Annotated in this window: 25 protein-coding genes and 1 pseudogene; 6 read left to right on the forward strand and 20 right to left on the reverse strand. The window is 66.9% G+C overall.

Going from position 1 to position 26,371, the window contains the following annotated elements; translation table 11 throughout:
• Window positions 1-2 precede the first annotated feature (2 nt).
• From nhaA to NOF53_RS15795, 3 genes are all read right to left on the reverse strand, one after another.
• Window positions 3-1,865: a Na+/H+ antiporter NhaA gene (nhaA, locus tag NOF53_RS15785; RefSeq protein WP_255970308.1), complete on the reverse strand. Its 1,863-nt coding sequence runs from the start codon at window positions 1,863-1,865 to the stop codon at window positions 3-5.
• Window positions 1,866-1,957: 92 nt separating this feature from the next.
• Entirely contained in the window at window positions 1,958-2,398 is a 441-nt protein-coding gene (locus tag NOF53_RS15790) for an SRPBCC family protein (protein WP_255970312.1), read from the reverse strand.
• Window positions 2,399-2,504: 106 nt separating this feature from the next.
• Complete coding sequence (locus NOF53_RS15795) at window positions 2,505-3,212, reverse strand: alpha/beta fold hydrolase (RefSeq protein ID WP_255970315.1); 708 nt, start codon at window positions 3,210-3,212, stop codon at window positions 2,505-2,507.
• A 168-nt stretch (window positions 3,213-3,380) separates the two neighbouring features.
• On the opposite strand from NOF53_RS15795, the gene NOF53_RS15800 reads away from it, so the two are divergent.
• The 4 genes from NOF53_RS15800 (at window position 3,381) to NOF53_RS15815 (ending at window position 6,413) form a co-directional block, all read left to right on the forward strand.
• Window positions 3,381-3,761, forward strand: a complete 381-nt coding sequence (locus NOF53_RS15800; RefSeq protein ID WP_255970318.1) for a PLDc N-terminal domain-containing protein — start codon at window positions 3,381-3,383, stop codon at window positions 3,759-3,761.
• Between the two features lie 210 nt (window positions 3,762-3,971).
• Entirely contained in the window at window positions 3,972-4,256 is a 285-nt protein-coding gene (locus tag NOF53_RS15805) for a hypothetical protein (protein ID WP_255970321.1), read from the forward strand.
• A 73-nt stretch (window positions 4,257-4,329) separates the two neighbouring features.
• Window positions 4,330-4,671 carry a YciI family protein gene (locus NOF53_RS15810; protein WP_255970324.1) on the forward strand — a complete coding sequence of 114 codons (342 nt, stop codon included), beginning with the start codon at window positions 4,330-4,332 and terminating at the stop codon, window positions 4,669-4,671.
• Window positions 4,672-4,805: 134 nt separating this feature from the next.
• Entirely contained in the window at window positions 4,806-6,413 is a 1,608-nt protein-coding gene (locus NOF53_RS15815; RefSeq protein WP_255970327.1) for an SLC13 family permease, read from the forward strand.
• A gap of 85 nt (window positions 6,414-6,498) precedes the next feature.
• Here the strand turns inward: NOF53_RS15815 and NOF53_RS15820 are convergent, their stop codons facing one another.
• The 3 genes from NOF53_RS15820 to NOF53_RS15830 form a co-directional block, all read right to left on the reverse strand.
• Entirely contained in the window at window positions 6,499-7,764 is a 1,266-nt protein-coding gene (locus tag NOF53_RS15820) for a cation:proton antiporter (protein WP_255970330.1), read from the reverse strand.
• Window positions 7,765-7,774: 10 nt separating this feature from the next.
• A complete protein-coding gene (locus NOF53_RS15825) occupies window positions 7,775-10,129 on the reverse strand; it encodes an arylsulfatase (protein WP_255970333.1) in 2,355 nt (784 codons plus the stop codon).
• A 247-nt stretch (window positions 10,130-10,376) separates the two neighbouring features.
• Window positions 10,377-10,910: a PadR family transcriptional regulator gene (locus NOF53_RS15830; RefSeq protein ID WP_255970336.1), complete on the reverse strand. Its 534-nt coding sequence runs from the start codon at window positions 10,908-10,910 to the stop codon at window positions 10,377-10,379.
• Between the two features lie 101 nt (window positions 10,911-11,011).
• On the opposite strand from NOF53_RS15830, the gene NOF53_RS15835 reads away from it, so the two are divergent.
• Together NOF53_RS15835 and NOF53_RS15840 are read left to right on the forward strand one after the other, a co-directional pair.
• The gene (locus NOF53_RS15835; RefSeq protein ID WP_255970339.1) at window positions 11,012-11,482 is read left to right on the forward strand and encodes a DUF1707 SHOCT-like domain-containing protein; all 471 of its coding nucleotides are present in this window, start codon (window positions 11,012-11,014) and stop codon (window positions 11,480-11,482) included.
• 169 nt (window positions 11,483-11,651) lie between these two features.
• The gene (locus NOF53_RS15840) at window positions 11,652-11,870 is read left to right on the forward strand and encodes a hypothetical protein (RefSeq protein WP_255970342.1); all 219 of its coding nucleotides are present in this window, start codon (window positions 11,652-11,654) and stop codon (window positions 11,868-11,870) included.
• Window positions 11,871-12,120: 250 nt separating this feature from the next.
• On the opposite strand, the gene NOF53_RS27930 is transcribed toward NOF53_RS15840, so the two are convergent.
• The 14 genes and pseudogenes from NOF53_RS27930 to NOF53_RS15905 form a co-directional block, all read right to left on the reverse strand.
• The gene (locus NOF53_RS27930) at window positions 12,121-12,495 is read right to left on the reverse strand and encodes a ketopantoate reductase family protein (RefSeq protein ID WP_374212620.1); all 375 of its coding nucleotides are present in this window, start codon (window positions 12,493-12,495) and stop codon (window positions 12,121-12,123) included.
• Window positions 12,496-12,645: 150 nt separating this feature from the next.
• Window positions 12,646-13,039, reverse strand: a pseudogene (locus tag NOF53_RS27935) (ketopantoate reductase family protein); the annotation flags it as partial.
• A gap of 60 nt (window positions 13,040-13,099) precedes the next feature.
• Entirely contained in the window at window positions 13,100-13,915 is an 816-nt protein-coding gene (locus NOF53_RS15850) for an oxidoreductase (RefSeq protein ID WP_255970345.1), read from the reverse strand.
• 135 nt (window positions 13,916-14,050) lie between these two features.
• A complete protein-coding gene (locus NOF53_RS15855; RefSeq protein ID WP_255970347.1) occupies window positions 14,051-15,307 on the reverse strand; it encodes an ATP-grasp domain-containing protein in 1,257 nt (418 codons plus the stop codon).
• Window positions 15,308-15,311: 4 nt separating this feature from the next.
• On the reverse strand, window positions 15,312-16,616 hold the full coding sequence (locus NOF53_RS15860) for an MFS transporter (protein WP_255970350.1): 1,305 nt from the start codon (window positions 16,614-16,616) through the stop codon (window positions 15,312-15,314).
• On the reverse strand, window positions 16,613-17,365 hold the full coding sequence (locus tag NOF53_RS15865; protein ID WP_255970353.1) for a hypothetical protein: 753 nt from the start codon (window positions 17,363-17,365) through the stop codon (window positions 16,613-16,615). The genes NOF53_RS15860 and NOF53_RS15865 overlap by 4 nt, the downstream gene beginning before the upstream one ends.
• On the reverse strand, window positions 17,362-18,282 hold the full coding sequence (locus NOF53_RS15870; RefSeq protein WP_255970356.1) for a branched-chain amino acid transaminase: 921 nt from the start codon (window positions 18,280-18,282) through the stop codon (window positions 17,362-17,364). The genes NOF53_RS15865 and NOF53_RS15870 overlap by 4 nt, the downstream gene beginning before the upstream one ends.
• Window positions 18,279-19,547: a GNAT family N-acetyltransferase gene (locus NOF53_RS15875; protein ID WP_255970359.1), complete on the reverse strand. Its 1,269-nt coding sequence runs from the start codon at window positions 19,545-19,547 to the stop codon at window positions 18,279-18,281. Before NOF53_RS15875 ends, NOF53_RS15870 begins: the two co-directional genes overlap by 4 nt.
• The gene (locus tag NOF53_RS15880; RefSeq protein WP_255970362.1) at window positions 19,544-20,770 is read right to left on the reverse strand and encodes an ATP-grasp domain-containing protein; all 1,227 of its coding nucleotides are present in this window, start codon (window positions 20,768-20,770) and stop codon (window positions 19,544-19,546) included. Before NOF53_RS15880 ends, NOF53_RS15875 begins: the two co-directional genes overlap by 4 nt.
• Complete coding sequence (locus tag NOF53_RS15885) at window positions 20,767-21,822, reverse strand: Ldh family oxidoreductase (RefSeq protein WP_255970365.1); 1,056 nt, start codon at window positions 21,820-21,822, stop codon at window positions 20,767-20,769. The genes NOF53_RS15880 and NOF53_RS15885 overlap by 4 nt, the downstream gene beginning before the upstream one ends.
• Window positions 21,819-23,276 carry a GNAT family N-acetyltransferase gene (locus NOF53_RS15890; RefSeq protein ID WP_255970368.1) on the reverse strand — a complete coding sequence of 486 codons (1,458 nt, stop codon included), beginning with the start codon at window positions 23,274-23,276 and terminating at the stop codon, window positions 21,819-21,821. Before NOF53_RS15890 ends, NOF53_RS15885 begins: the two co-directional genes overlap by 4 nt.
• Before the next feature lie 23 nt (window positions 23,277-23,299).
• Window positions 23,300-24,619 (reverse strand): KamA family radical SAM protein, encoded by a 1,320-nt coding sequence (locus NOF53_RS15895; protein ID WP_255970371.1) that lies wholly within the window; start codon window positions 24,617-24,619, stop codon window positions 23,300-23,302.
• Window positions 24,616-25,632 carry an AurF N-oxygenase family protein gene (locus NOF53_RS15900; RefSeq protein ID WP_255970374.1) on the reverse strand — a complete coding sequence of 339 codons (1,017 nt, stop codon included), beginning with the start codon at window positions 25,630-25,632 and terminating at the stop codon, window positions 24,616-24,618. The genes NOF53_RS15895 and NOF53_RS15900 overlap by 4 nt, the downstream gene beginning before the upstream one ends.
• Window positions 25,629-26,342 carry a TauD/TfdA family dioxygenase gene (locus NOF53_RS15905; RefSeq protein WP_255970377.1) on the reverse strand — a complete coding sequence of 238 codons (714 nt, stop codon included), beginning with the start codon at window positions 26,340-26,342 and terminating at the stop codon, window positions 25,629-25,631. The genes NOF53_RS15900 and NOF53_RS15905 overlap by 4 nt, the downstream gene beginning before the upstream one ends.
• Window positions 26,343-26,371: the final 29 nt, after the last annotated feature.

The raw sequence follows: 26,371 nt of genomic DNA on the forward strand, positions 1-26,371 counted from the left end.
GTTCAGTCGCCCTGCGCGTCCCGCGCCTCTTCGAGCCGGCGAATCAACGTGGCAGCGTCGAAGGGACCGATGTGCCGGGTGAGGTCGGTGCCCGTGGCGCCGAGATAGAACGTCGGAGTCTGCCGGAAGTCACTGGTTTGGGCGTCGAGTTCGTCGTCGTCCACGCGGTGGAGATACTCACCGGTGCGCAGTTCCTCCTCGAACCGGTCCATGTCCAGGCCCAGTTCGGCTGCGTACCCGTAGATTTCGTTCTCGTCGAGGGCATCACTGTTGGCGAACAGGTGGTCGTGCATTTCCCAGAAGCGCCCCTGCCGGTCGGCCGCCTCAGCGGCGTGGGCAGCGAAACGCGCATGCGGATGCACCTCGTCGAGAGGCAGATGACGGAAGACGTAGCGCAGTCCATCACCGAAATGCGTGCGCACGTCGCGGATGCTGCCGGTGGCCTTGGTGCAGAACGGGCACTCGAAGTCGCCGTACTCGACCAGGGTGAGCGGCGCGTCCACCGGTCCCCGTAGGTGATCACGTCCCGGCGCGACCGGCCGCAGAAGGGTGGTCCCGATCGCCTCGGTCGGTGGATGGCGCCGGTCCGAGAATCGGAACAACGCCCAGCCCAGGACGGTGGCGATCACCGCTGCCGTCAGGACGCCGACGCGGGCATCGTTCGCCAGGACGGGCGATTCGATGGCGAGGTCGACGATGAACAGGGAGATCGTGAAACCGATGCCCGCCAGCGCACTGCCACCGCTGATCCGCGACAGAGTGAGCCCGGGCGGCAGGCTGCCGGGCCGCAACTTCGTAAAGAGTGCGGTGGCGGCGGTGATGCCGACGAGTTTGCCGACCACGAGGCCGAGCACGATGCCCCAGGCCAGTGGCGACCGGGCGGCGTCGGCGAGGGTCTGCCCGGTGATGACCACGCCGGCATTGGCAAGCGCAAAGATGGGCACCACGAGGAAGGCGGTGTAGGGCTGATAGAACCGCAGGAGCCGCTCGTTGACGGAGACCGCCCGCAGGACACCGAGTTGGGCGGCCCGGGCGTATTCGGAATTCGGTGATTGCCGAAACGCGCGAGTGAGCTCGCCTGCCCTCTCCACCTCGCGTCGCCTGGGTGGATAGACGGGGAGGATCAGGGCGATCAACACACCGACAAGAGTGGGATGGACACCGGATTCGTAGAAGGCCACCCACGTACCGGCCGCGACGATGAAGTATGCGACTCCGCGCCACACCTCCAGCCGACGCAACTGCATGATCAGCAGCAGCCCGACCGCACCGAGCAACAGCGGACCGAGCCGCAGATTGTCGGTGTAGAAGAAGGCGATGATGGCGAGGGCCCCGATGTCGTCGGCGACCGCGAGTGTCAGGATGAACATCCGAAGCCGCGCAGGGTACTTCGGGCCGACGAGCGCCAGCGCGCCCAGCACGAAGGCCGTATCCGTCGACACGACTACACCCCACGCGGCGGCCTCCTCACCGCTCGGGTTGAGGACGAGGAACAGAGCGGCCGGCAAAGCCAGACCGGCAACGGCGGCGACGAGAGGCACGGCGGCACGTGCCCGATCGGTGAGTTCACCGATCGTGAGTTCACGCTTCACTTCGAGGCCGACGACGAAGAAGAACAGCGTCATCAACGCGTCGTTGACCCAATGTTTCAGGTCGAGGCTGATGCCGTAGTCACCGACCTGAACAGTGATCGGCGTGTGCCAGAACGCCTCGTACGTGGTCCCGACGTTCGCCCACACCAATGCCAGAATGGTCGCCACGAGCAGGAAGCCGGCCGACAACTTGTCATCGTCGGTACCGTCACGAATTACGGCGAGTCGTTCCGACAACCGTCCTAGGCGTGTGGGGTTGTTCTCGACCGCCATCTGTCCCCTCGCTCACGTTCGTGCTGCCGCTGGGCCAGCCTAACGCCGGCGACCGGGGACGGGGCAGCGCGAAACGACGGCCGTCGCCAGGGTCACACGTAGTTCTCGACGACGAACTTCGTCAGTCCTTTACGGATGGTCCGGATCGCCTGCTTCTGCCCCTGTCGCAGCACCGCCTGAGGCAACCGGATCTTCGGATCGACCGACATCGTGACCCGCACCGAGGTGCCGCGCGACGTGGGCGTGAGAAGGTACTCGCCTTCCTGACTCCGTTGCTTGTCGCTCTCGACGAGAACCCACGACATCTGCTCGTCGCCGATCCACTTGTGCTCGGCCAACTGGGTGTCCGAGACACCCAGAACGGAGAGTGTCATCCGCACAGTTCGGGGTCGTCCGTCCTCGAACCGTGACTCCACGATGACTTTCTTGTGCACCGCCGACCACTCGGGAATCCGTTCCACATCGACAAGGGCACGCATGACCTGTTCGGGGGTTGCTTCGATCTCGAACTCGCCTGATACCGACAATGACATTGTGTCTCGCACCTCCATGTGCTCGGACTTCGGGAACGGGTTGCAGCGTTCTCGGCAGACTAACCGCCGGTCATGAGTCAGCGCTCGGCGACGGTCACCTTGACGATCAGAGTCCCTCGACGTAGCCCTCGAGCGCCGCGGCCAGTTCCCGGGGGCGGGCCAAGGCGATCAGGTGCCCCGCATCGATCACGTCGGGTGCAATGCTCAGACGCTCCCGCACGATCCGTTTCATGAAATCGACCGGGAAGAGGCGGTCTCGACTGCCCACGATCACACGGGTCTTTACGTGCGGCCACTCCTGCGCCCGCCATACCGTCTCGAACGGGGTGTCCGACATGGCGACCTCTTCGGCCTGGAACGCTTCTTCGATGAGCCCCTCCGGAACATCGTGGAAGAACAGTTCCCGCAGATCGTTGGTGGCGGTCGGGTCCCGTCCCTCGCTGACCGCGAACGCACGCTGGGCCGCGGACTGCCCAGTGTTCTCCCACCACTCGCCCGCCGACTCCCCCGGCGCCGGAAGCATCGGAGCAACCAGGACCAACAGATCGACGTCGACGTCGACGTCGGTTCGTTCACACACGATCGCCGCGGTAAACGCCGACATCGACTGCGCGACCAGCACGACGGGACCCTCTACGTCGCGCGCCGCCTTGACGACGACGTCGGCGAACTCGTACTGGCCCGCGCTCTCGTCGCTGTACGGCAGGTCGACGGTGATGGCGGCGTGCCCGTGGCCCGTCAGAATGGGCACGACTCGGTGCCAGTACCACGAGTCGGATCCGGCGCCGGGCAACAAGACGAAAGTTACGGCCATCTCATCGTCTCCCTTCCACGAGCAGAAGCACACCACGGTGCGGTCGCAGGAGCAACCCGATGCCGGCGTGCGTCGCGCTGCCCGTTATGCGGAACTGCGGACAATCGTGGGCTCGAAGGTCGATGCTGACCAGGTACGCGGTGCACATAAGTGCGAAGGAGCTAACTCATGATGGATTCATTCTGGGACCTGCTGTGGTACACGCTGGTCGTGTTCGCGTTCGTCGCCTACCTGATGATCCTGTTCCAGATCCTCGGTGACCTGTTCCGCGATCGCGCTATGTCCGGGTTCACCAAAACACTCTGGATCATTTTTCTGATCGTGCTGCCGTACATCACCGCGTTCGTGTATCTCATCGCCCGCGGGCGTGGGATCGCGGAAAGGCAACTGGAGGCACACAACTCGGCGAGGCAGGCAACTGACCGTTACATCAGGGAGGTGGCCGGCAAGTCGGCTGCCGAGCAGATCGCCGACGCGAAAGCACTCCTCGACGCGGGCACCATCAACCAGGCCGAGTACGACACTCTCAAAGCGAAGACGCTGGGCTGAGCAATATCACCAAGTCCGATCCTGCTATCGCGCATGGTATCTGGACGACCCCGACGCGGACTCGAAGGTGCCGGCGCGCTTCTTACGCGCGCCCATCCGTCGAGAAAGACCAGTACTGGTTCGAATTCCGCTTCTGTCGCCTCGCCGGTAACGATCTGCTGGTAGCGGAACTCCATGAGATCGCGGCCGTGCGGCCGATGACGATATTCGGTGGCGATCGAGCGGTCGACGGAGGACTTCGTCGTCCAACAGTGGGCACGCAGGACGCGCGACGAGATCATCAAGCAGCTCAGCGTCGTTCGCACCCGAATCCCGGTTCCGGACGTGGACGTCGTGGTCGGGAGCGGCCACGACTGGCACGAGGCAGTGGAGGCAGTCCCCTGGGAGGCCGGCGGCATGCTGTCGCTGGGTTCGGGAGCAGCCGGACCTGCGCCCACGAGTTTCTCGGCTCGGCTTCCTCGAAGATCCTGCGTCGTGCTCCGGTTCCCGTGCTGATCGTCCCCCAAAAGCAAATCGGCGACCTAGGGTGTCGTTCGATCCCTGCGGTGCAAATGAAGGAGCCGACGCGATGACGAAGTACCTGATCTCGTTCCCGAGTGGTGCCATGGACGTTCCCGCCGAGGACCTGCAGGCAGTGTCGGATGCGGCGCACGCGGTGGTGGAGGAGGCGAAGGATGCCGGTGTCTGGGTGTTCGGCGGTGGAATCGACGAGAGCGTTCCACCCGTGCTGGTGGATGGGGATGGCACGGTCACCGAGGGCACGTACCCGCAGACGAAGCAGCTCGAAGGTGGCTACACGGTACTGGAGTTGCCGTCCCGCAAGGCGGCACTGGAATGGGCTACGAAGTTCGCGGTTGCCTGCCGGTGCACGCAGGAGGTGCGCGCGTTCCAGTACGACCCCGCCAGCTGACCGGACTCGTCCTTCCAGGACGGGTCGGGTCCGACACTGATCGCAAGCCGGTCGCGCCGAGAGACAGGTCGTGACACGACTATCACGCTCATTCATGGGTACTACTTCCGTACCGATCCGTGCCGGGAGGGACCATGACAGCCGAGAACCAGGGCGACCGCACCGACGTCGACAAGGCGCTGCTCGGGCACACCACCTATCGCAGCCTCGGCGAACAGCGGCTCTCACCCGCCGAGGAGCGGTTCGAGAAGGGACGCCGCACGATCGGGCTCTTTCTGGCGCCGCTGATCACGATCGCGTTCCTCGCCCTGCCGATCGACATACCGCCCAACCAGCAGACGTTGGCAGGCGTGCTGCTCGGCGTCATCGTGTTGTGGGTGACCGAGGCGGTGCCGATCCCGATCGGCGGGCTGCTCGGAGTGGCGATCGTGGTGTTTCTGGGTGTGGCGCCGGCCGACGAGGCGCTCGCCGCGTTCGGGTCGTCGACGATCTTCACGTTCATCGGAGCGTTCATCCTTGCCCAGGCGATGCTCAAGCACGGCGTCGCAAGGCGGTTCGCGTTTCGGATACTGACCCTGCCGCGTGTCGGCCAGTCCACCACCGGTGTGATCGTCGCGTTCGGTGCGATCACGTGCGGACTCTCGGCGTTCGTATCCAACACCGCGACCGTGGCCATGCTGCTGCCCACCGCCCTGGGGATCCTCGGCGTCATCGCGAAGCTCATGCAGCGCCGCGGCGTCGTCGCCGAGGACTTCGACCCGTTACGCGTCCGGGTGGGTGCCGCGATCATGCTGATGCTCGCGTACAGCGCCAGCGTGGGCGGCCTGCTGACACCGGTCGGAAGCCCACCCAACCTGATCGGACGCGGGCTCATCGAGGAGGCCACCGGGGAGCGGATCAGCTTCGGGCAGTGGATGGTGATGGCCATCCCGATCTGCCTGCTGATGTTCATCGCGCTCGCCATCATCCTGCTGCGCATCAACAAACCGGAGATCCGGCGCATCGAAGGCGTCGCCGACTACCTGGCGGAGCAGCGTGCGGAAATGGGTCCGCTGTCGCGTGCGGAGAAGAACACGCTCATCGCGTTCGGAGTCACGGTCACGCTGTGGATCCTGCCCGGTGTCGTCGCGGTGATCGCCGGCAACGACTCGGACCTCTACGGCACGATCAGCGACCGACTCGACGAGGGCATGGTCGCGGTCTTCGGGGCGGCGTTGCTCTACCTTCTGCCGACCGATTGGGAGAATCGGGAGTTCACCCTGACCTGGCGGGACGCAGCAGAGATCGACTGGGGCACGATCGTTCTGTTCGGCAGCGGCATCATCTTCGGCGCACTGCTCGCCGACACCGGACTCGCCGAGACGATCGGCACCTCCGTCGCAGACTCGCTGGGCCTTGCGAGCGTCGTCGCCATCACCGTGTTCGCCGTGCTGCTGGCCATCGCAGTATCAGAGACGACGAGCAACACCGCGTCGGCGGCGGTCGTGGTGCCGATCGTGATCCCGGTGGCGTTGGCCGCCGGGGTCAACCCCTTCGTGCCTGCGCTCGCAGCCACGTTCGCCGCATCGTTCGGCTTCATGCTGCCTGTCTCGACGCCGCAGAACGCCGTGGTCTACGGCTCCGGAGCCGTCCGGATCACCACGATGATCCGAAGCGGAATAACCTTCGACATCGTCGGCGCGATCCTGATCATCGTCTTCCTGCCCCTGATGATCGCCGTGGTCGGCCTCGGCGGTGGGTGATCAGTCGGTGCGGCCACCGCAGGTCGCAGGTCGCAGCGTCTCGAAATGCCGCCGGCAGCGAGAACCACACGAGCGTTCACCGATGTCATCGACCGGGATCTGGTGCCATGAGGCCCTCCCCTCGGGGGTGGCGACGGAACCACGCGGCATAGCGATCGGCCAGTGGCGCGGCCGTGAGTCCGTGGGCGAGCACCGAAAGTCCGATGGTGACGATGGCGGTGGTCAGCAGTAATTCCTCGTGAGGCAGCTCGCCGGATTCTTCGAAGATGAGGATGACGAAGACGATGGTCGCGAGTCCGCGCGGCCCGAACCATCCGAGGAACGCGACGGTGGGGGCGCGCGGGTGCGTCCCGACCAGCGACAGCGTGACGGGAACCATCCGTACGACAGTCAGGCTCACGACCGCGTAGCCGAGCACGGCCCACGACAGATGGCCGAGAGCGGGTCCGAGCAGCACGGCGCCGAAGACGATGAAGGTGATCGCGTTGAACAGGTCACCGGCCTCGTCGAGAAGATCGGCACCGTCACTGCTCTCGCCATCGCCGTGGTTGACCTCGGCTCGGTGGCGGATGGCGCCGAAGGTCAGTCCGCCGACGAACGCAGCGATGAAGCCGGAACCACCCAAGGGCACGGCGACGGTGTAGGCGAGTAAGGCCGCCGTCAAGGGGACGGTCTGCGCCCACAACGGGTCGATCGTGCGGTGGCGACCGGCTATGACCAGGATTGCCGCCGCGATCGCCCCGGCACCGATTCCCGCGACGATGCCGTAACCGATCTGCTCGGCGACCAACCGGGCCGCGGCGCCGCCGCGGATCGCCCCCGACTCGGCCTGCGCGATCGCCAGCACGATCAAGAACAGCGGCACGCAGATTCCGTCGTTGAGCCCGCTCTCGACGTTCAAACCCTGCCGTATTCGGGACGGCAGGATCGGCAGGGTGACCACGGCCTGGCCGAGAGCAGCGTCGGTCGGCGCGAGGATCACCGCGAGCAGGAGCGCCTCGGGCCACGCCAGATCACCGAGCAAGAGAAGTGCGGCACCGAAACCGGCCGCGATGGTCAGTGGCAGGCCGATGCCGAGCAGACGGGCGGGCAGTGCGATTTCGGCACGAAGGGCTGACAGGTCGACCCGGGAGGCGTCGGAGAAGAGCACCAGCGCGAGCGTCACCTCCGCGAGAAGTTTCACCGTCTCGGCGGCGGGATGCACGTCGATCAGCCCCACCGTGCTTGCACCGAGGAGCAGACCGCCGACGGTGAAGACGATCGGGGCCGTGATCGGCGTGCCTGCAGTCCGGCCGGAGATCGCCGCGTAGGCGAGCAGAATCGTAGCGATCGCGGGTAGCGCCCACGTCATGTCGGACCGATTACTGGCGGGAGGTCGCGACCCGGACGACTTCGGCGGGGTCGATGAGGTGGGAGTGGTCGTCTTCGCCGACGTCGATCTTCACGACCTCGATACGCCCGTTGAACTTGGCGGCGCCGGTGTAGTCGGTGCTCACCGACATACCGAAGTCGTTGCCGATGTCGGTGGTCTCGTCTGCCGAGAAGACCATCGGCTGGGTCTGGTCGACCCGGCCACTGCCGACGCTGCGGCCGTCGATGTAGAGGGTGACGGTCCCACCCTTCGCCAGACCGCCTCCGTCGTACGCGAACTCGGCGCGGACCTGGTGACTGCCGGTGTCGAGGTCTTCCGTTGCCCCAACGACGAATTCGCTCATGCCGAGCAGGTTGTAGACGAATGTCACTCGTCCCTCCCTGACGTAGAAGGCCCAGCCTCCGAAGCGACCACCCTGGGCGATGATGACACCGTTGGTGGGCCCGTCCTTCGGCGTCTCGATCGCCGCGGTTACCGAAAACGACCGGTTCTTGATGTCGATCACGCTGTGTTCACTGAGCCGCTTCATCCCCGGGAACAACACCTGCGAGGTTCCCGTCACGAGTTGCGGTCGGCCGGCGATGGTCGGGTTCAGCCGTTCGAAGCGGCGGTCGTCGATGGGAAGAACGTTGAACTTCACCGCCTCGATCAACCAGAGCCGTTGCAGTGCAGCGAGTTTGTCGGGCATCTCGGCGACGAGGTTATGGGCCTGCGACCAGTCGGTCGACCCGTCGTAGAGTTCCCACACGTCGTCATCGAGAGCGGGCAGCACCTCGTTCGGCAACCACGGGGTGCTGTGCCGGGTGACCGCGCTCCAGCCCTTGTAGTAGATGCCGCGGTTACCGGCCATTTCGAAGTACTGCAGGTCGTGCCGTTCCGGCGCCTCCGGCTGATCGAAGCTGTACAGCATGCTCGGGCCCTCGAGCGGGGCCTGCTGCACCCCGTTGACGAACGTGGGCTCGGGCAGTCCGGCCGCCTCGAGCACCGTCGCTGCCACGTCGACCACATGGGTGAATTGCGACCGAACTTCACCTTTGCTGCGGATCCCGGCGGGCCAGTGGACGATGGTGCCGTTGCGGGTGCCACCCCAGTGCGAAGCGACCTGCTTGGTCCATTGGAACGGCGCACACATCGCCCACGCCCAGCCCACCGAGTAGTGGTTGTAGGCCTCCGGGGTGCCGAGTTTGTCCTTCACCTCGGCCATGAACTCCGGGGTCTCGATGGCGGCGAGACCGTTGAAGTTCGCCATCTCGTTGAATGCGCCGTTGATGGTTCCCTCGGCGGAGGCACCGTTGTCGCCGATGATGTAGTAGACGAGAGTGTTGTCGAGGGCGCCTATCGTTTCGATCGCGTCGATCACGCGGCCGACGTGAAAGTCGGTGTGCTCGAGGAATCCCGCGTACACCTCCATCTGGCGTTCCAGCACCGGTTTGAGTGCGTCGTCCATCTCCTCCCACCCGGGGATAGCCTCCGGGCGCGCCGTGAGTTCGGTGTCGGCGGGGACGACGCCACGCCGCTTCTGCTGCTCGAGAGTCGACTCGCGTTGCGCGTCCCACCCGCCGGCGAACCGGCCGGCGTACTTGTCCGCCCACTCCGAGGGCACGTGGTGCGGGGCGTGCGTGGCCCCGGGAGCGAAGTACACGAAAAACGGTTTGTTCGGCGCGAGGGACTTCTGGCTGCGGATCCAATCGATCGCGTGGTCGGCGAGATCCTCGGTGAGGTGGTAGCCGTCCTCGGGTGTCTTGTCCACCTCGACCGGCGCCACGCCCTCGTACAGCGCCGGAAAGTACTGGTTGTTCTCGCCGCCGATGAACCCGTAGAAGTGCTCGAAGCCACCGCCGCCGGTGGGCCACGCGTCGAACGGACCGATCGGGGACGTCTGCCACGGCGGCACCTCGTGGCACTTCCCGAACTGAGCGGTCGAGTAACCGTTGAGTTTCAGGGTCATCGGCAGTGCGGCCTTGGTGTTCGGCCGCAGCCCGGAGGAGCCCGGCGCCGAGGTCGCGGTTTCGGTGATCATGCCCATCCCCACCGAGTGGTGGTTGCGGCCGCTGAGCAGCGCGGCTCGGGTCGGTGCGCAGAGGGCGGTGGTGTGGAAGCGGTTGTAGGTGAGGCCGTCGCGTTGCAGTCGCTCCGCGGTCGGGGTGTGCACCGGGCCGCCGAAGGCACTGGCTGCCCCGAAACCCACGTCGTCCAGCAGGATCACCAGAACGTTCGGGGCGTTCTGTGGGGGTAGCAGGGGTTCGATCGGGGGGAAGGCGGTGTCCGGGTCCTTCGCGTCGTAGGTGATCAGTCCGAGGTGCTGCCGGTCTGGAATGGGTAAAACCTCACGCCGCTCCACCATGACTACTCACTACCTCTTCCGTGTCGTCGGAACGCTCCCGGTCCTCCGCTGGGCCCGGAGTGCACAGCACTGCCCGACCTCAGCGTGCCCGGGCGTAGCCTGCCGACACCTCACCCACTGCGGGTGAGCTCGCCACGCCGCCGGCCGGCGGAGTACTGACGGCGTTCGCCGATCTCACGGTGGAAGACCTCCGAGGCGCGAGGAGGACGCCTCCCTCGTTGCAGATGCCGACGCACGAGATGATCCGTCAGCGGCTCCGCTTGCTGCGCGCCAGCCGCTTGCCGACGCGATCGAACCATTCCAGGACGGCACGCTCGTACACGATCCCGAAGTCCAGTGTCGCCAAGGCATATTGGTCGGAGCTGTGAACTTCGGCCTCACGCTCGTACTCGGCGAGCTGATGCTCATGCGCGGTGCGGTGCGAGTTCAGCATCGCGGCCAACCGCTCGGGCGGAAGATGCGCGCCGAACGCGACGGTAAGCAGCAATGGATAGCGGATGTTCTCCGCGGCGGGGTCGCGTTCGATCCAGTCCGCGAACGCCCGCCGACCCTCCTCGGTCAGGGTGTAGGGCTTGCGCTCGCGGGTGCCGCGCTCCACGGCCTCGATCAACCCGGCGCGCTCCATCGCAGCAAGCTCCCGATACACCTGGCTGGTCGTGATCGACCAGAACTTGCCGATGCGTTCCTGGGCGGTCACCACCAGGTCCCACCCGGTCTTCGATCCCTCGTGCAGGAACCCGAGAAGCGACGCAGCGGTGGCATTGAGAGGGCGTTCGGCCATGGCATCGTCCTTCGTAATCGGGGGTTGACATTCCACTGTGTCATATCGACCATAGAAGCAGCGACATTCCACAGTGGAATGTCACCGCCAAGGAGGGTCCGATGGAGTACGCGGACAACATCCGAATATCCGATTCCGAACGCGAGCAGGTCGTCGACGAACTCGGCCGGCATCTCACCGCCGGGCGACTCACCATCGGCGAGTTCGACCAACGGGTGGCGCAGGCGTATCGGTCGGTCACCCAGGCGCAGGCGCGTCAGGTACTGCGCGACCTTCCCGCCCCGACCCCGACACCTGCACCGAGCCGGACGACACCGGCACGTCGGCACATCCCGGGACACCAGCAGATCGAATGGCTTGCCTGGCTCGCCGCCGGAAGCCTCAACATCGCGATCTGGGGCATCATCTCGCTCGCCACCGGCGTGATGATCTACTTCTGGCCCGTCTGGGTGATCGGGCCCTGGGGCTTGGTACTGCTGAGCCGAACGCTGCTCGGTCGCGAAGGCAAGTGCAGCAAGATCACGGGAACCGTGCGGTGCAATAGCCGCTCGAGCGCCGCGGCCCACAACTGACCACCACGCGACGCCGCAGCGCCGATCGCTCGTTCGCGCGTGCAGGGAAGCTGTTCGCACACACGTTCGAATAGCTGGTAGACTCGGAAAGGCGACGCGGAAAGACCCCCATCCGACGCGCCAGCCTTACCGAGAAACCACCATCGCATCGAGTACGAGGTGAAGTCCGATGGACGAAGTGATGAGCAAGGCCGACGAACTCGAGCACCTCGTACGCCGGCTCGCCGACCTCGATGACCAACGAGTCTGTATCGGCACCGAACTCGTCGGTTTGGAGCACTTCTTCCGCAAGGCCGGGTGCCCCGAACTGTCGCAACTGGCGTTCAACACGTTCATGAGCCGATACGTCGGGCGCGTCCTGGAGCTTGCCGACGGAATGCGTGAGTAAGCGGGACCGGCGTACACCGCCAAACAGGCAGACCACCTTCACAGAACCCGGAGCTGGGGTGAAACACCAGCGCACCCTGCGGCGATACATCTTGTAGAGCCGCTGCTGGAGCCTCCAGCGACCGGACCACCACCACGGGATCGAGTCGAGAATGTTCACCAATCACCTGTTCGGAGAAATGACCGAGCAGGAAATCGACATCGAAATCGCAGAAGAGCTGGCCGCCTCCAAGTAGCTCGCTGCTCTCCGCCTAAGCGTTGGTCGTGGCATGTACCCGGAGTCTGACCGCTGCGGCGCGTAGGAGCGGACTTCGAGCCTGGTGCCGAGTTGCGATCGTGAGGAGATCGCCGAGAACCGTCTCGACCTCGGTGCCCCTTCCGGCCACGAAGTCTCGGTACAGGGAGGTCGTGAACGGTGAGCCGGCAGCGGTGAGCATGGTGGTCACGAGGGACATCGCTTCTGGCCGGACCGGGTGGCCGGACCGTTCGAGGATGGCAGCAGTTTCGTCGACGATGTCGGTGATGGTCGCTGAGCCGCCGTCTTCGGCAACGATCCGACCGACGGGCCCGCCGAGCAGCACGGTCGCGGCACCGCCGGCGGCCATGAAGAACCACTTCTCCCACATCTCCTGCTCGATCGTCGATGAAATGGTGTGATCGATTCCGGCTGCCGAGAATTCCCCGGCAATCCGGTCGAGGATCGGGGTGTGGCTGCCGTCGATTTCGCCATACGAAATATGCGCAGCAGGCGCGAGCACGACAATTCGTCCCTCCACATCCACCTGAGTGGACACGATGCCGACGCCCCCGAGTACTGCCCGCTGCCCGAACCGGTCGCGAAGGGTTTGGATGTGACGAATGCCGTTGAGTAGCGGAAGGATTCGTGTGTGCTCGGCCACGGCGGGCGCGACGTTGTCAATAGCCGAATGTAGGGCACCTGCCTTCACGGCCACCACCACGAGATCATAAGGGTCGGTGAGCTCGGCAGCGGTGAGCGCGTGTACTTTGCGTAGTCGTGGGACCTGCCGGCCGCACGACAGTCAATCCCTGCGCTCGAAGCTGAGACACCCGGCGGTCGCGGGCGAGAAGGCCGACCTCGCGGCCAGCGGCGGCGAGTTGTGCGCCGAAATATCCGCCGACCGCGCCGGCGCCGACGATGAGTATTCGCATCAGTTGCCCCCGAAAGCGCGAGTTGCAGTGGTCGCGAGTTGCAGTGGTGTCGAGCAGGCGTCAGTTGGTCAATCGGTGGTACTTGCGCATCTGGCCGTCGAAAATTCGGACTGGGGCGAAGCGGCGCAACATGCTGACACGCGAGGCCAGCGGGCCGCTGGTATACCGCTGTTTCGGCTTCGAATCCGTTGCCGCCGCCACGATCGCTCGGGCGACGGTGGCGGGAGTGTCGCCATCGTCGACCGCCGTCGCGAGCACCTGGTCGGCGATCCGGCGCTGCTTCTCATAGGCCGGCAGCGGCGAATCGGGCCGCGTACTGTTCGCCTCGAACCCGGTGTTCGTGCCACCGGGCTCGACCAGCAGGACCCGCACGCCGTGTTCGCGCACCTCGTGGTCCACGGACTCGGAGTAGCCCTCGACGGCATGCTTCGACGCGACGTAGGCGGCCAGGTACGGGCCCGGGATCAGCCCGTAGACCGACGAGAGGTTGATGATGCGCCCAGTTCCCAGCGCTCGCATGTGCGGCAACACCGCTTTCGTCATACGCATCACGCCGAAGACATTGATATCGAAGACGCCTTGAGCCTGCGTAACGGAGTTTTCTTCGGCCGCGCCCATCAAACCGATGCCAGCGTTGTTGACCAGGACGTCGATCCGCCCGAACCGCGCGATCACCTGCTCGACCAAGGCGCTGACCGAGGCGTCGTCGGCCACGTCCAGGTCGAAGAACGTCACATCGTCGAGCGGGGTGATACGCGAGGTGTCGCGGCTCGTACCGACAACTGTGAAACCCGCCTTGACCATCGCGAGTGCCGTTTCTTTCCCGATACCGGATGACGCACCCGTTACGAGGGCCACCTGCTGAGTTGACGTCATCATGGACTCCCTGACTCCAAACGAAACCGATCGGTTTACCCGCACACCATAAACCGATCGGTTTCCAGTCGCAAGCCGCCCACTTCGGCGGGGACCGCACACTCCCGCCACCGGAGCCGGAGGTCCGACCTCACGTCACACCGACACCACGTCCGCTGCCGCCACCCGCACCTGGAACTCGAGGCAGCCCATCGCTTCGCGAGCGGCGACGAGCGCCTGCTCCGCCGTGTCTCCGAGAGCCCGTGCGTAGGCCAACCGCGAGTCCGACGACTCCAGGACGTCGACCCTGCTGCCCGGTCGGACCAGCAACTGCACCTCGGTCACACCGTCGACGTTCCGGGCGTCGTCGAGGCCGCCGACCTCCGTGAGCACTCCCGCAACCGGGGCGGCCGCGAACCAGATCGCGGAACAGCGAGCCGGCCGCTCCTCGGCGAGAACAGCCCGAATTCCCGGGAGAACCTTCTCCCCCACGGTCTGCCGCACGACACAAGCTCCGAGGTCGACGCCGGTGGCGTCGAAGGCCAGAGCAGGAATCTCGTCGCCTCCCATACGCACGTGGGTCTCGATCACCTTCGGACCCTGCGACCCGAGAACGATCTCGGTGTGCGTCGCCCCGAATTCGACTCCGAGGGCGTCGAGCAGCCGCTCCACATACGCATGCACCTCTTCTTCCTCGGCCGCCGAGAGTTCGGCGGGTGCCATATGGCCGAGTTCGACAAAGGTGGCCGGGTCGGAGAACTTGCGGGTGATGGCGACCACCTGGTGTTCCCCGCTCTCCGAAAAGGCCTCCACGCTGAATTGCGGGCCCTCGTGAAATTGTTCTACCAGCACGCCGCTGTTCGTGAGGCCGTCGAAGCTGCCTCCCGCGCGCTCGAACGCCGCAGCGAGCGCGCTCTCCTCCCAAATCACGGCCACCCCGGCGCTGCCCGCGCCGCAGACCGGTTTCACCACGCAGGGAAGACCGTGTTGTGCCACGAAGGTGCGCAGCGCGTCCACGTCGACGACGACGGCGGAGGCCGTGGAGTCGATGCCCGAGTCTCGAAGCTGCGCGCGCATGGCGTTTTTGTCGTGGATCAACGCGACAGTGCGCCGCGAGTGGGTGGACAGGCCTAGCGCCTCGCCGATCGCGGCGCAGCGGTCCTGATCGCGTTCACCGAACGTCGCGATGCGGGTGAACGGATGCCGGGCGTGCGCCGCCGTGGCCATTGCTATCCATTCCTCGTCCGGGGCGTCGTGCCGCACGGCGATCACCCGGGCGTGCTCGGTCAGTTGCCGGAGCTTGGCAACGAATTCCAGCCGGCAGATGACGGAGGTCTGCGTGCCGGGCAGGGCGCTGCGGAGCTGTCCAGGAAGGTCGCGCCCGCTGCCGACGACAAGAACGTGTTCGGTCATGTCTTCACCTCGAGTTCTCGAGCGGGGAGGGTTGCTGCTCGGCCGGGAGCTTCTGTGCGTGTGCGCGCTCGGCCTGGCAGCGACGCACTGCCGTCCGCGAGACCAGCGCAGCCGCGCCGAAGGTTCCGGCCAGGACGGGCCAGGCGATCAGCCCGGTCGGCAACAGGACGACCACCAGCAGCGTGGGGCCGATCACCTTCTGGCCGGTCATTCCGAGGCTGAACGCGCCGAGGTAGCGGGCGACGGCGGGCTGCGGTGACAATTCGGCCGACAACTCCCACGCCGCCACCGAGTGGATGTTCTCGGCAATTGACAGCGCCACCACAGCGAGTAGAGCAGCGACCACCGCGGCAGGGGTCGCGGCCAGGTGCCCCAGGGCGAGCAACCCACAGCAGACCGCCATCAAGGCTCCGGTCGACACCAGGAGTCGAGTAGCCGCGGCCGCGCCGTGGGCGAATCGGGCCACATAGACCTGCAGCACCACGGTCAGCACCGTGTTGACCGCCATCAACACCGGCACCCAGGCGAGTGGCACCGCGGTGTACTGGAGGATCCAGATCGGGAGCAGAACGATCAACACGGTGTCGTACAGCGCCAGCACGCCGTTCCCGACGGTGAACACCATGAACCACCGGTCGCGCAGTGGTGAGCGCACCGCGGCCGCGGCCGGATCCTCGTCGGCGCGAGAAGGTCTGCGCTCCACCACCGTTCCCGTCCTGCGCAGGACGAGTCGCACGGCCACCGCGACGACGAGGAAGGAGATCCCGTTTCCCACGAACAGCGCTGTGAAGGCCGCCGGCGCGCCCGTCGCGAAGACGATGCCCGCCAGGAGGAACCCGACGGTCAGTCCCACATTCCGGATGGCGCGGATCGTGGCCATCGTCCGAGTGCGGTCGCGGCCGCCGATCACGGCCGTAACGACGGCCTGCTGAATCGGACTGCTCGACCGATCGGCCGCGGTGAGCAGCACGGTGAGGAGCAGGTAGGCGGTGAAGTCGGAGACGAGCGCAAAGCAGCCGTAGCCGAGGCCGCGCACCACCAACAGGACGACGTAGAACCGTCCCGGCCCCACCCGGTCGGCCAGCCGGCCCAGGGGCACCGGTCCGAGCAGGGCGAGCGCACCCGCCATCGTGGTCGCAAGGGCTATCTGGTTCGCACTGAGGCCGACCACGCCGATGAAGTACAGGGCGAACGACGCGAAGAACATGCCGGTACCCAGCGAGTCGATCCCGGCCCCGATGGCCAGCGTGCGGCCAGCAGGACTACTGGGGAGCAGCACACCACCCAGCCGCCGTAGGCCCCGGTTCACGGGAGTATTCCTCGGGTCGCGAACGCGCGGACGAGATCGGCCGAACGGTGCACGTGGGTGGGGGTGGCCGCCTCGGGCGCAGGACCGCGCACATGGTTCCAGGCATACCGGCGTGCCGCATTGACGAGCAGTTCGGTTGTCGGGGAGGGCAAAGTGGCAGTGGCAGCCTGCGCGACCAGAGCCGCCGCGATCAGCACCCGGCTCAACCGGTCCACCAGCACCCCTCCTGCCGCAGCGACAATCGCGGGATCTGCCCCGACCCATTCGTGGCGTGTGGTGCCCAGGACCGCGAGGCCGTCGTTCACCATCTGCCAAGCGGCGAGCAACCGTCCTTCGGGAGGCGATCCGAGTAGCTCGCGGGTCCGGTCGGTCACGGCGTCGAAGTGCGCGGCCACCGTGAGCAGTTCCAGAGCGTGAACGGTGAGCGTCCAGCAATCGCTCCTCGCGGTGGCGTGCCCACCTGCGAGAGCGGCGTCGGCTGCGAGCGAGTAGGCGACGGCGCGCCGGGCGGCTCGGCGCGCCCGACCGTGGGAGGCCTCCGGGAGGGCGTGCCACGCCCGCGCACCCAGCACGGTCACCACCCGGTCGGCGGTCTCCTCCCGTCGAGCGACGGCGAATGGGCTGTCGTCGAATTGATCTGCCCCGCTGGCGAGTCCGGCGACGATGTCTTCCAGGATCCCGACGCCGCCAGCGGCCCACACGTCGGTGACCTGATCGGGGGCGGTCGAGACGAGGGAATGCGTGCTCATGCGATTTCCAGCCAGTGTTGGTACGTGGGCACGCGTCCGCGGACCACGTCGTGGAAGACGTCGCGCAGCTGCTTGGTGATCGGACCGCAGCCACCTGCAGCCAGCGGGCGGTCGTCGACCGAAGCCACCGGGACGATTTCGGCCGCAGTGCCGGTGAGGAACGCTTCGTCGGCGACGTAGAGTTCGCTGCGGGTCAGGCTCTGCTCCTTCACCGTGAGCCCCTGATCCCGAGCGAGTGTGATCACGGTGTCCCGCGTGAGCCCGGGCAGAATGTTGTCGCTGATCGGCGGGGTGATCAGCACATCGTCGCGGACCGCGAAGATGTTCGCCGCGGACGCCTCGGCTACGTGACCGGTGGAGGTGAGCATCAGGGCGTCGTCATAGCCGGCGCGCACCGCGCCGACCTTGGCCAGCGCCGAATTAACATAGGCACCAGTCGCTTTGGCGAGCGGCGGAACCGCGTGGATGCCGTTACGCTGCCAGCTGCTGACCATCAGGCGACAACCCTCCTGGTCCGCGGACTCACCGAGGTAGGAGCCCCAAGGCCAGGCCGCGATCGCAACCCGGGTGCTGTCCAACGCCGGAGCGACGCCCATCGAGCCGTAGCCGAGGTAGACGATCGGGCGCAGATATCCGGATTCCAAGCCGGTGCGCCGCAGCAACTCGAGGCAAGCCTCGGTGAGATCATCCACCGACCATCCCGGGTCCATCAGATACACCCGGGCCGAGTCGTGGAGCCGTTGCAGGTGATCGCGCAGCCGGAACACCGCCGGACCGCTCACCGTGTCATAAGCCCGGATGCCTTCGTAGACACCCCATCCGTAGTGCAGGCTCGGCGTCAGCACATGAACCTGGGCCTCGTCCCACGCGACGAACTCGCCGTCCATCCATACAGTGCTGGTCGGGGTAAGTTTCATCGTTCCACTTTCGGTTCGGTAGGGGCAGTGAGGTGTCGGGACGCGACCGGCGCCGCGGGCGCACCGACCAGTTCGAGCCGGCGTTCGATGCTCTGTGATTGCAACGCGAGGGTCTCGCGATAGATGTCGGAGCCCGCGCCGCGGAAGGCGAACCAGCCCCAGCGGGGCCGTAGTCGGCACCCTCGGGCATATTTGGCCTCGTAGGCGGCCATGCCGTAGTGGACGTGACGGATGCCGTGCTCGACCGCCCACCTCGCCGTCTCGTGGTACGTCAGCGTCAGGTAGCAGCCGCGAGCATCTGCGGCGAACCCTGCGGTGCGCGCGAACAGCGTGTCACGGGCGCGCAGGTAGAGCACGAAACCCACCAGCCGGCCCTCGCGTTCGGCGCGGAGTACCACACACGCATCACCCAATTCCTCACGGACGGCGTCGAAGTCGCGGCGGACCCGGTCGTCGCCGCCGGGCAGTCCGTACTTGGCCCGGTGCGCGACCTGGAGGGCGACCACTTCGTCGTCGAGTGCCTCCGGCCCGCACCGGACCTCCGTGCGCATCCCCGCCCGTTCGTAGTCCGCGACCTCCTTGCGGAGCCGCACCCGCCGGCGCTTACTCAGGCCCGCCACGTACTCTTCCCAGCTGTCACCGATCAGGTCCTGTACGCCTTCGGCGCCCAGCAGTGTTGCCGTGTATCCGGCACGGGTGGCGCTGTGGTCCACCGCCTCGGCTTCGGGCTCGCCGACGTAGAGCATTGCGACACTGCGGCAGCCGAGTTCGTCCCCGGCCTGCTGGAGCAGCTCGGGCAACGCGGCCATGAGCGCGAGGCGCTCGTCGCGCCTGCGGCCGGGAGCGTGCGCCACGCCGTGGTGGTTCCCGAAGGTCGCGAGCGCGAGCGACGGATACTGGTACCCTCGCGCGCCGGGGAGCGCTGCGGTGAGCTCGGCCCAGCGTTGCTGAACGGTCTCGTCGAGCAGCTCCGGTTCGGCCAGTGCGCCCGCGGTTCCCACCAGCCTGGGCGGGTCGTAGAAGAGCAAGCCGCCGGGCTTTGCCGTGAACAGCAGCGGAGCCAGGGCAACGGTCTGCCCGTCCTCCCGGACCTCGAGGTAGCGCACCTCGTGCAGGTCGGTGCGTTCGAGGAACCTGCACCACCGCGCGTCCTCCCAGATGATGTCCGGCTCGGCGAGGCCTGCGAAGTCCGGGGCGTTCGGGCGGGTACCGGAGGGCAGGAGGTGGGCGGTGAGGCCGCCGGTGAGGGTGGAACTGCTGGTCATGCTGCGTCCTCCGTTTCGGAAGTGTCCCAGGCAAATCCGGAGGTAACCCGGTTGGCGGTGGCGACGAGCCGGTGCCCGAGAGCGGTGAAGTCCGAGTCGGTCATCACCCAGAAGGCGAGGAAATCTGCCGATTTGCGTCCGCTGTATCGGGTGCGGCTCCATCGGTCCCCGACGTGGGTGTTCACCGTGAAGTCGTGTACGCCCGGCGGCGCCTCGGGGAGTCGCCGCACCCTGCCCTGCCGGGGCGGCACGCCGTAGAACGCGGCGTGTGGTGCCGTTGCCACACGCTGACGTACCGCGTCCAGATCAGTGGGAAGGCCGCATTCCACTCGAGCCCACAGGTGGCGCGGGTCGATTCCCAGGACATGGCGCAGCATGACCGGTATCGGGCCACCACCGATCCGGGCGGCCACCTCGCACAGGACGATGTCGCCACTGCCGGTGACGAAGAACTCGGCGTGCACGCAGATCGTGGACGGTGAGGCGAGTGCATCGACGAGTTTCCAGGTCTCCTCGACCAGTCGTGCATGAATCGGGTCGGCGGTATCGACCGACCGTGAGCCGAATGGGGCGTCGGTCCAGTGTTCGAGGCAGCCTTGGCCGGTGTAGCGGGAGGCGATCGCCGCCACCGGTTGCCCGGCCACCCGGAAAGCGTCCACATGGTGCACCGCGCCGTCGACGAACTGCTCGACCTCGTACGGTGTCGCCGCGAGGCCGTCGGCGAGGCCGGCGGCCTGTGCGGGCGAATCGATGACGTACACCCCGGACGAACCGGAACCACTGCGCGGCTTGACCACCACGCGTCCCGGGTGGCTCGCCATGAACTCGGTGATGTCGGACGGGGTGCGCACCGGCGCGAAGGCCGGCACGAGAAGTCCTGCCGCGCAGGCTAATTCCTTCATCAGGATCTTGTCGCGGTAGGCGGCCGCAACGCCGGTGTCCAGCCCGGGCAGACCGAGGTCGCCGCGCAACACGGCGGCCCGCTCGACGTCCACCTCGGCCAAGGCGAAGACCGCGGTCGGGCGGTGCCGCCGCGCAAGACCGCGAGCGGCATGCAGCACCGCGTCGTCGTCGCTGTAGTCGGCGACCGGAACGATCTCGGCGAATCCCTCGGCCGGCTCCGCTCCCGCGGCGCAGACTGCCACCAGCCGTCCGCGCTCCTCGGGAAGCCACGCAGCGAAGGGCAGCCCCGCGCCCCGTGGGCTGATCAGCACGAGGATCATCGGACCATTTCCTTCCCCGTGTCGGCAGCGACATTCGCCGCCAGCGTGGCCAGCACATCGGCCGTTCGCGCGTCCAGCGGAATGCCCCGCACACACCGTTCTCGTTCGTGGGCGCGCTGCGGGTCGCCCGGAGCCACCACGGGCGCGTCCGTAGCGGGCGTAGCCGCCCGGACGGTGCCCAGAAGGTCGGCCAGTCCGGCGGTGAAATCCGCCCGCCCGCTGAAGGCATTCGGGTCCAGTGCCAGGACGAAGTGGCCGACGCCGCGGCTGCGGCCGGGGGTTCCGTCGCCGACCTGCTCGAGCCGCCAGTCGGGCGGCGACCCGGTCAACACGGCCCCGAGGAGGGTGACCGCCATCGCCAGACCCTGCCCCTTGTACCCGCCGAGCGGTGACAGGGCGTACGCCTCGTCGGGTATCTCGGTAGGACGGCCGTGGACGTCGGTCGCCCAGCCGCTGTTCAGCGGGCGCCCCTCGGCCCGGCGCTGTTTCACCTCACCGAAGCACACCTGGCTGGTGGCCATGTCGAGGGCGAACTCGTCGTCTCCCACTCCGGCGGCCACGCTGATCGGATCGGTGCCGAACAGCGGCTGCACCCCACCGAACGGCGCCACCCGTGAGGCGGCTGAGGTCACCGCGATGCCGACCAGCCCGTGCCGGGCCAGGTGCCGGGTGTAGACCGACGCCGCACCGAAATGGTTGGAATTGCGCACGCCCACCGCCGCGACGCCGAACTCCCGGGCTCGCTCGGCGGCCAGCCGGGCGGCGGCCAATCCGGCGAGTACGCCGAGTGCGCCGTCCGCATCCAGCAGCAGACCGGCCCCGCGGTCCTGGACCACGGTCGGCGATGCCGTTGCATTCGCGACGCCGGTCGCGAGCTCGTCGAGGTACTGCGGAAGCAGCCGCAGGCCGTGAGTGTCAATGCCGCGCAGGGACGTATCGACCAGGGCGTCGGCGACCTGCTCGGCCTCAGCCTCCGGCACACCCGCCTCGATGAACGCCTTCGAAGCGAGGGCGCGCGCCTCCTGTTCCGGCCACCGAGTGTGGTTGATCATGAAGCACTCCAATACATGAAGACGTGGGGTCCGATCCCAGGGATGTCGTACTCGGGGCCGAGAATGTGGAAACCTTGTGCGAGGTAGAAGCCCGCGGCGCTGGTGCGCGCGTTGCACCACAGCGCGTCGGCGCCGGACAGCACCGCGTTGGTGCGCACGGTCCGCAAGAGCGCGGTGCCCGCGCCGGTGCCGCGGACCTCCTCGACGGTGGCCATGCCGCGCAGGCGCCGACCGCGGCCCGCGGCCAGTCCCGGCACGGCGTAGTCGGGATCCTCGTCGTACAGCGAGGCCACGCCGACCAAGCGTCCGTCGTCAAGTGCGGCGAAGTGCCGGGCGCCGTCGGAATTGTCCTCGGGATAGGCGCAGGTCGCGATGGGTTGCCCGGGCCGCAGCACCTGGTGGCGGATCGGTCGCACGTCGCCGGCGCTCACCGGCCGAACGCGCCAGCCGCGGGCGGCGGGGTCGGGCAGGTAGCCGGATCCGGGCCGATCCGGGAGACTGACGCGACCTGAGCCGTCGAGCGAGACTCCGAAGCCGGTGTTCACTGCCAGCAGGTCGACGGCGTCGACGTCCAGGTAGTCGGCCAGTCCGCCGAGGTGGGCCGTGGCCGACACCCCGGCCACCGACTCGGGCATGCAGCCGAGCATGGTGATCAGACCCTGCTCCCGGGCCCGGCGCAACAACTCGAGGGACGGGGTGATGCCACCGGCTTTCATCGGTTTGACGTTGATGCCGTCGAACGCCTCGGCGCAGGCGGCGAAGTCCGGCATGGAGGTGATGCTCTCGTCGGCGATCACTGGGATCGGGCTGTGCTGCTTCAGGGTTCGTGTCTCCCACCACGCCGATCGCGGGAACGGCTGCTCGATCAACTGCACTCCGAGTTCCTGCAATGCGGGCAGGACCGGGAGGAGCCGGGACAGCGTCCAGCCACAGTTGCCGTCCACGTAGAACGGCGCCGTCGTGTGTCGGCGAAGTTCCTCGAGCACGGTGAGATCGCCTGGATCGGCAAGCTTGATCTTGTACGCCGCCCATCCGGGCCGCTCGCGCAGTTTGTGGACCATCACCTCGGTTTCGTCGAGCCCGATGCTGAAGCTCGAGCGCAACCCCTGCGGATACTCGAGAGCGAGGGCCTGCCACAGCGGCACGCCGAGCAGTCGTGCCCGCAGGTCGTGCACCGCGGTATCGAGGGCGGCGAGGACGAACGGCGAACCGGGCAGCGCCGCGCAGAGCCTCCGCCACACGGCGAACGGGTCGCCGGGGCCGAGGTCGGCCAGCAGCGGGGCGATCCGGCGCAGATCCGCGTGGAGCTGGTCCACACCGGAGTTGTAGTGGGCGGTCATGAACGCGGAAGCCTCACCGAATCCGGTGACACCGTCCTGCTCCACCTCGACCACGAGGGCACGCTGCACCGGGATCGCTTCCCTGGCGGAGCGCCACAGATACCTTTGCGTCAAGCCTATTTCGTGCGCGGTGACCCTCACGAGTTTCCCCCGAGACCGAAGAATGCGCGATCGCGCGGGCCGTACGGACGAAGATCGTCCCACCACTGCGCATGTTCGTCGTACGCTGCGAAGAACGGCCTGCCGACCATGTCCGGTTGACGTGCCTGCAGGTAACGCAGCGCGAACGCACGCCCGCTGTCCAGATCGACGACGCCGTCGATGACAACCTTTCCGGGTGACGCCGACATCACCGGTCCGCGAGCGGTCCGGCCGAGACCGGAGACTCGCTGCAGCGCTTCGCGATAGATGTCGTACGCCCTTGCCAGGGGTAAACCGAAGTACGGCCGGGCACCCGTGTCCCGTTCGACGAACATGTAATACGGCACGACACTGTTGCGCACCTGCGCCTGCCAGAGGTCAGCCCACACGCGCGGGTCGTCGTTGACGTGGCGCACCACAGGGGCCTGAGCCCGGAGCACCGCTCCTGTGCTCGCCAGCCGAGCGAGCGCCGCCACGGCCGCATCGGTCTGCAGCTCCGCGACGTGGGACAGGTGCAGCATCACCGCGACGTGCTTACCGGCCGCCGACAGCCGTTCGAGCAACCGCAGCAGGCTGTCCGCTTCGGGTCCTGCCAGCAGGCGGTAGGGCCAGAACGACACCGCCTTCGTGCCGATCCGCACCGTGTCGACGTGTTCGCGTCCGGGTTCGAGGAGGGGCTCGAGGTAAGAGGCCAGCAGATCGGTCCGCATGACCAGCGGGTCGCCGCCGGTCAACAGCACGTCGGTGATCATCGGGTGCAGATCGAGGTACCGGGTCATTGCCTCCGGCCCGGACACGGCCATCTTGAGGTCGGGCTGGTCCACGAACTGGGCCCAGCGGAAGCAGTAGCCGCAGTAGCTGTGGCAGGTTTGTCCCTGGCGGGGAAACACCAGGAGTGTCTCGGCATACTTGTGCTGCATTCCCGAGCCGTCGATGTCGTCGTGCTGAGGAACGTTCATGCTCATCTGGTCGCCGGGGTGCGGGTTGAGGGCGCCGCGGACCGTCTCGGCCGCCCGCCGGACTCCGGCCCGATCACCCTGCGCGACAGCCTGCTCGATCAGCGAAAAGTGCTGGGGTTCGAGCATGTCGCGGTGCGGAAAGGTCAGGCGGTAGATGGGGTCCTCGGGTGCACGGTTCCAGTCGATCAGTTGGTCCACCACGTAGCTGCTGACCTTGAACGGCAGCACCTGGGACACCACGTGGGCCTCGTGTCCGAGAACGGGGTTGCCGGTGCGATCGACGACGAGCTTGCGTAACCGGTCGCCGCTGATCGATCGCGGGTTGAGGGCCGTCCGGGTGTCGAGGGCGAGCGTCATGTGTTCGTCACCGCCAGACCCCAGTCGAAGTCGACTACGCCGAGGACACCCATGTCCGACATCAGCGAGTAGAGGCCGCTGTAGTCGCGCACGAGCCGCGCCCCGGAACTCTCGGCGCGGACGTCGGCAACCATCTGTTCCCACCCGGTGACCTGCTCGATCCGGAAGATCGCCGCCCAGGTGGAGTAGTCGGTGGCCACGAATGCCTCCAACCCGGCTACGAGCATGTCGAGGAAGAAGCGTCGCTTTACGGGGTCCAGCACGTCGTATACGAGCTTCGCCATCTCGTCGGAGATCGACGCATGGCAGTACTCGTCCCGGTTGTGCAGTTGTGCGGTAGTGGAATTAACCACCTGAATGTCCCGATCGCCTGCGAGGAGATCCAGGTACGCGTTGATCGAGATTTCGGACACGGTGGCAAAGGCCAAGGTGGTGAGGCTGCGCTGCCACCGCTGCGCCGCCTGGTCCCGCAACCGACTGTGCATCTTCGACGTATGCGATTCGGGCAGGGCGCCGTCGGGGAACAGATGCCCCCGTTTGCGCCTCGTCAGCGCGCTCGCATTGATGTGCATCAGGGAGTGGTACTGCTCGTCGACCATGGCCTGGGCGAGCGCGATCTCCAGATCCGGACCGCCGAGTCCGGGGAACTCGCCGTCCATCACCAGCGCGAACGCCGGGTTGGCGACGCGTTGCTCGGCGAGCACCGTATGCCGATTGTAGGCGATCCACGCCCAGCTCAGCAGCCGCGAGCGCAACCCTTCGGGCATGGCCTGCCAGGTGGGGTGGGCGTGGAACGGCACGAGTTTCTCGGGATAGTCCGCGCGCCCGGCGACGAACAGCTCGTCGAGGTCGGGCTCGTCGCGCTTCACCGTCGAGCGCCGGTGCCAGTTTCCCGCGAGACGACGGATAATGGCGTTCTCGGTCTCGTCGGCCGGGTCGAAAGCCGGCAGTCCCGGAAAGTGCACCAGCCCATCGGCATCCGAGCGCTGCAGTTGGAGGTCGTCGATGGTCATGCACGGCTCCGGTCGCCGGCCCAGAAGCGAGTGAGGTGACGGGTGCGGTCGGCGTACTCCGACCGCGCGTGCAACATGCGCTGGTTGTCCCAGACGAGCAGCGCGTTCTCCGGAATAAGGACACGCGTGCGCAGCGTGTGGAACAGGTCGCTGACGCGGTGGGCCAGCCGGCGACCGGCCTGGCCGAGCGGCAGCACGGAGTCGTCGATGTCGGCGTCACGGTGCGGGTCGTAGTCGGCCGCGGTGAGCAGGTTGTAGCTGAAACGCAGAACAGTGCGCCCGCTGAGGTCCGAGCTCAGCATGGTGGTGCGCACGCCTCCATCCGGGCCCGGAAAGGTCAGTTCTGCGTCGGTCATCAGCGCGAGCTCGGCCGGTTCCAGGGCGTCGACCAATCGTCGTACGTCGAGGAGGTCGGTGTGGCCTCCCCCGCAACGTGCCTGGCGGTGACAGAACAACGCGAGATAGGCGGGGCTCGGATCCCATCCGGGCGCCTCGGTGTGCGCCAGAATCGTGTTCGCGCTCTGCGAGTACGCCCGGTGATCGTTTCCCGGACGGTAGGTCACTTCGTGCGTGAGATGACCGTTGTACTGCGGTACCAACTCCCCAAGGGAGCGAACCACTTCCGTGGCGCCGACCCGATCGGGCACATCGCGGACGACGACGTAACCGTCCTTGTCCAGCCGGCTCCCCTCGAGACGGTCTTCCAGCATTTCCGAGCACTCCGGCGCTGAAACGACGC

It is taken from the genome of Rhodococcus tibetensis (assembly GCF_024438035.1).
In the GTDB taxonomy this organism is placed as follows: Bacteria; Actinomycetota; Actinomycetes; order Mycobacteriales; family Mycobacteriaceae; genus Rhodococcus_F; species Rhodococcus_F tibetensis.

What these genes read in the sequence shown, in the direction of transcription:
- nhaA (WP_255970308.1), bottom strand. Translation starts at nt 1,865, where the DNA reads ATGGCGGTCGAGAACAACCCCACACGCCTAGGACGGTTGTCGGAACGA.
- NOF53_RS15790 (WP_255970312.1), bottom strand. Translation starts at nt 2,398, where the DNA reads ATGTCATTGTCGGTATCAGGCGAGTTCGAGATCGAAGCAACCCCCGAA.
- NOF53_RS15795 (WP_255970315.1), bottom strand. Translation starts at nt 3,212, where the DNA reads ATGGCCGTAACTTTCGTCTTGTTGCCCGGCGCCGGATCCGACTCGTGG.
- NOF53_RS15800 (WP_255970318.1), top strand. Translation starts at nt 3,381, where the DNA reads ATGATGGATTCATTCTGGGACCTGCTGTGGTACACGCTGGTCGTGTTC.
- NOF53_RS15810 (WP_255970324.1), top strand. Translation starts at nt 4,330, where the DNA reads ATGACGAAGTACCTGATCTCGTTCCCGAGTGGTGCCATGGACGTTCCC.
- NOF53_RS15815 (WP_255970327.1), top strand. Translation starts at nt 4,806, where the DNA reads ATGACAGCCGAGAACCAGGGCGACCGCACCGACGTCGACAAGGCGCTG.
- NOF53_RS15820 (WP_255970330.1), bottom strand. Translation starts at nt 7,764, where the DNA reads ATGACGTGGGCGCTACCCGCGATCGCTACGATTCTGCTCGCCTACGCG.
- NOF53_RS15825 (WP_255970333.1), bottom strand. Translation starts at nt 10,129, where the DNA reads ATGGTGGAGCGGCGTGAGGTTTTACCCATTCCAGACCGGCAGCACCTC.
- NOF53_RS15830 (WP_255970336.1), bottom strand. Translation starts at nt 10,910, where the DNA reads ATGGCCGAACGCCCTCTCAATGCCACCGCTGCGTCGCTTCTCGGGTTC.
- NOF53_RS15835 (WP_255970339.1), top strand. Translation starts at nt 11,012, where the DNA reads ATGGAGTACGCGGACAACATCCGAATATCCGATTCCGAACGCGAGCAG.
- NOF53_RS15840 (WP_255970342.1), top strand. Translation starts at nt 11,652, where the DNA reads ATGGACGAAGTGATGAGCAAGGCCGACGAACTCGAGCACCTCGTACGC.
- NOF53_RS27930 (WP_374212620.1), bottom strand. Translation starts at nt 12,495, where the DNA reads ATGTGGGAGAAGTGGTTCTTCATGGCCGCCGGCGGTGCCGCGACCGTG.
- NOF53_RS15850 (WP_255970345.1), bottom strand. Translation starts at nt 13,915, where the DNA reads ATGACGTCAACTCAGCAGGTGGCCCTCGTAACGGGTGCGTCATCCGGT.
- NOF53_RS15855 (WP_255970347.1), bottom strand. Translation starts at nt 15,307, where the DNA reads ATGACCGAACACGTTCTTGTCGTCGGCAGCGGGCGCGACCTTCCTGGA.
- NOF53_RS15865 (WP_255970353.1), bottom strand. Translation starts at nt 17,365, where the DNA reads ATGAGCACGCATTCCCTCGTCTCGACCGCCCCCGATCAGGTCACCGAC.
- NOF53_RS15870 (WP_255970356.1), bottom strand. Translation starts at nt 18,282, where the DNA reads ATGAAACTTACCCCGACCAGCACTGTATGGATGGACGGCGAGTTCGTC.
- NOF53_RS15875 (WP_255970359.1), bottom strand. Translation starts at nt 19,547, where the DNA reads ATGACCAGCAGTTCCACCCTCACCGGCGGCCTCACCGCCCACCTCCTG.
- NOF53_RS15880 (WP_255970362.1), bottom strand. Translation starts at nt 20,770, where the DNA reads ATGATCCTCGTGCTGATCAGCCCACGGGGCGCGGGGCTGCCCTTCGCT.
- NOF53_RS15885 (WP_255970365.1), bottom strand. Translation starts at nt 21,822, where the DNA reads ATGATCAACCACACTCGGTGGCCGGAACAGGAGGCGCGCGCCCTCGCT.
- NOF53_RS15895 (WP_255970371.1), bottom strand. Translation starts at nt 24,619, where the DNA reads ATGACGCTCGCCCTCGACACCCGGACGGCCCTCAACCCGCGATCGATC.
- NOF53_RS15900 (WP_255970374.1), bottom strand. Translation starts at nt 25,632, where the DNA reads ATGACCATCGACGACCTCCAACTGCAGCGCTCGGATGCCGATGGGCTG.
- NOF53_RS15905 (WP_255970377.1), bottom strand. Translation starts at nt 26,342, where the DNA reads ATGCTGGAAGACCGTCTCGAGGGGAGCCGGCTGGACAAGGACGGTTAC.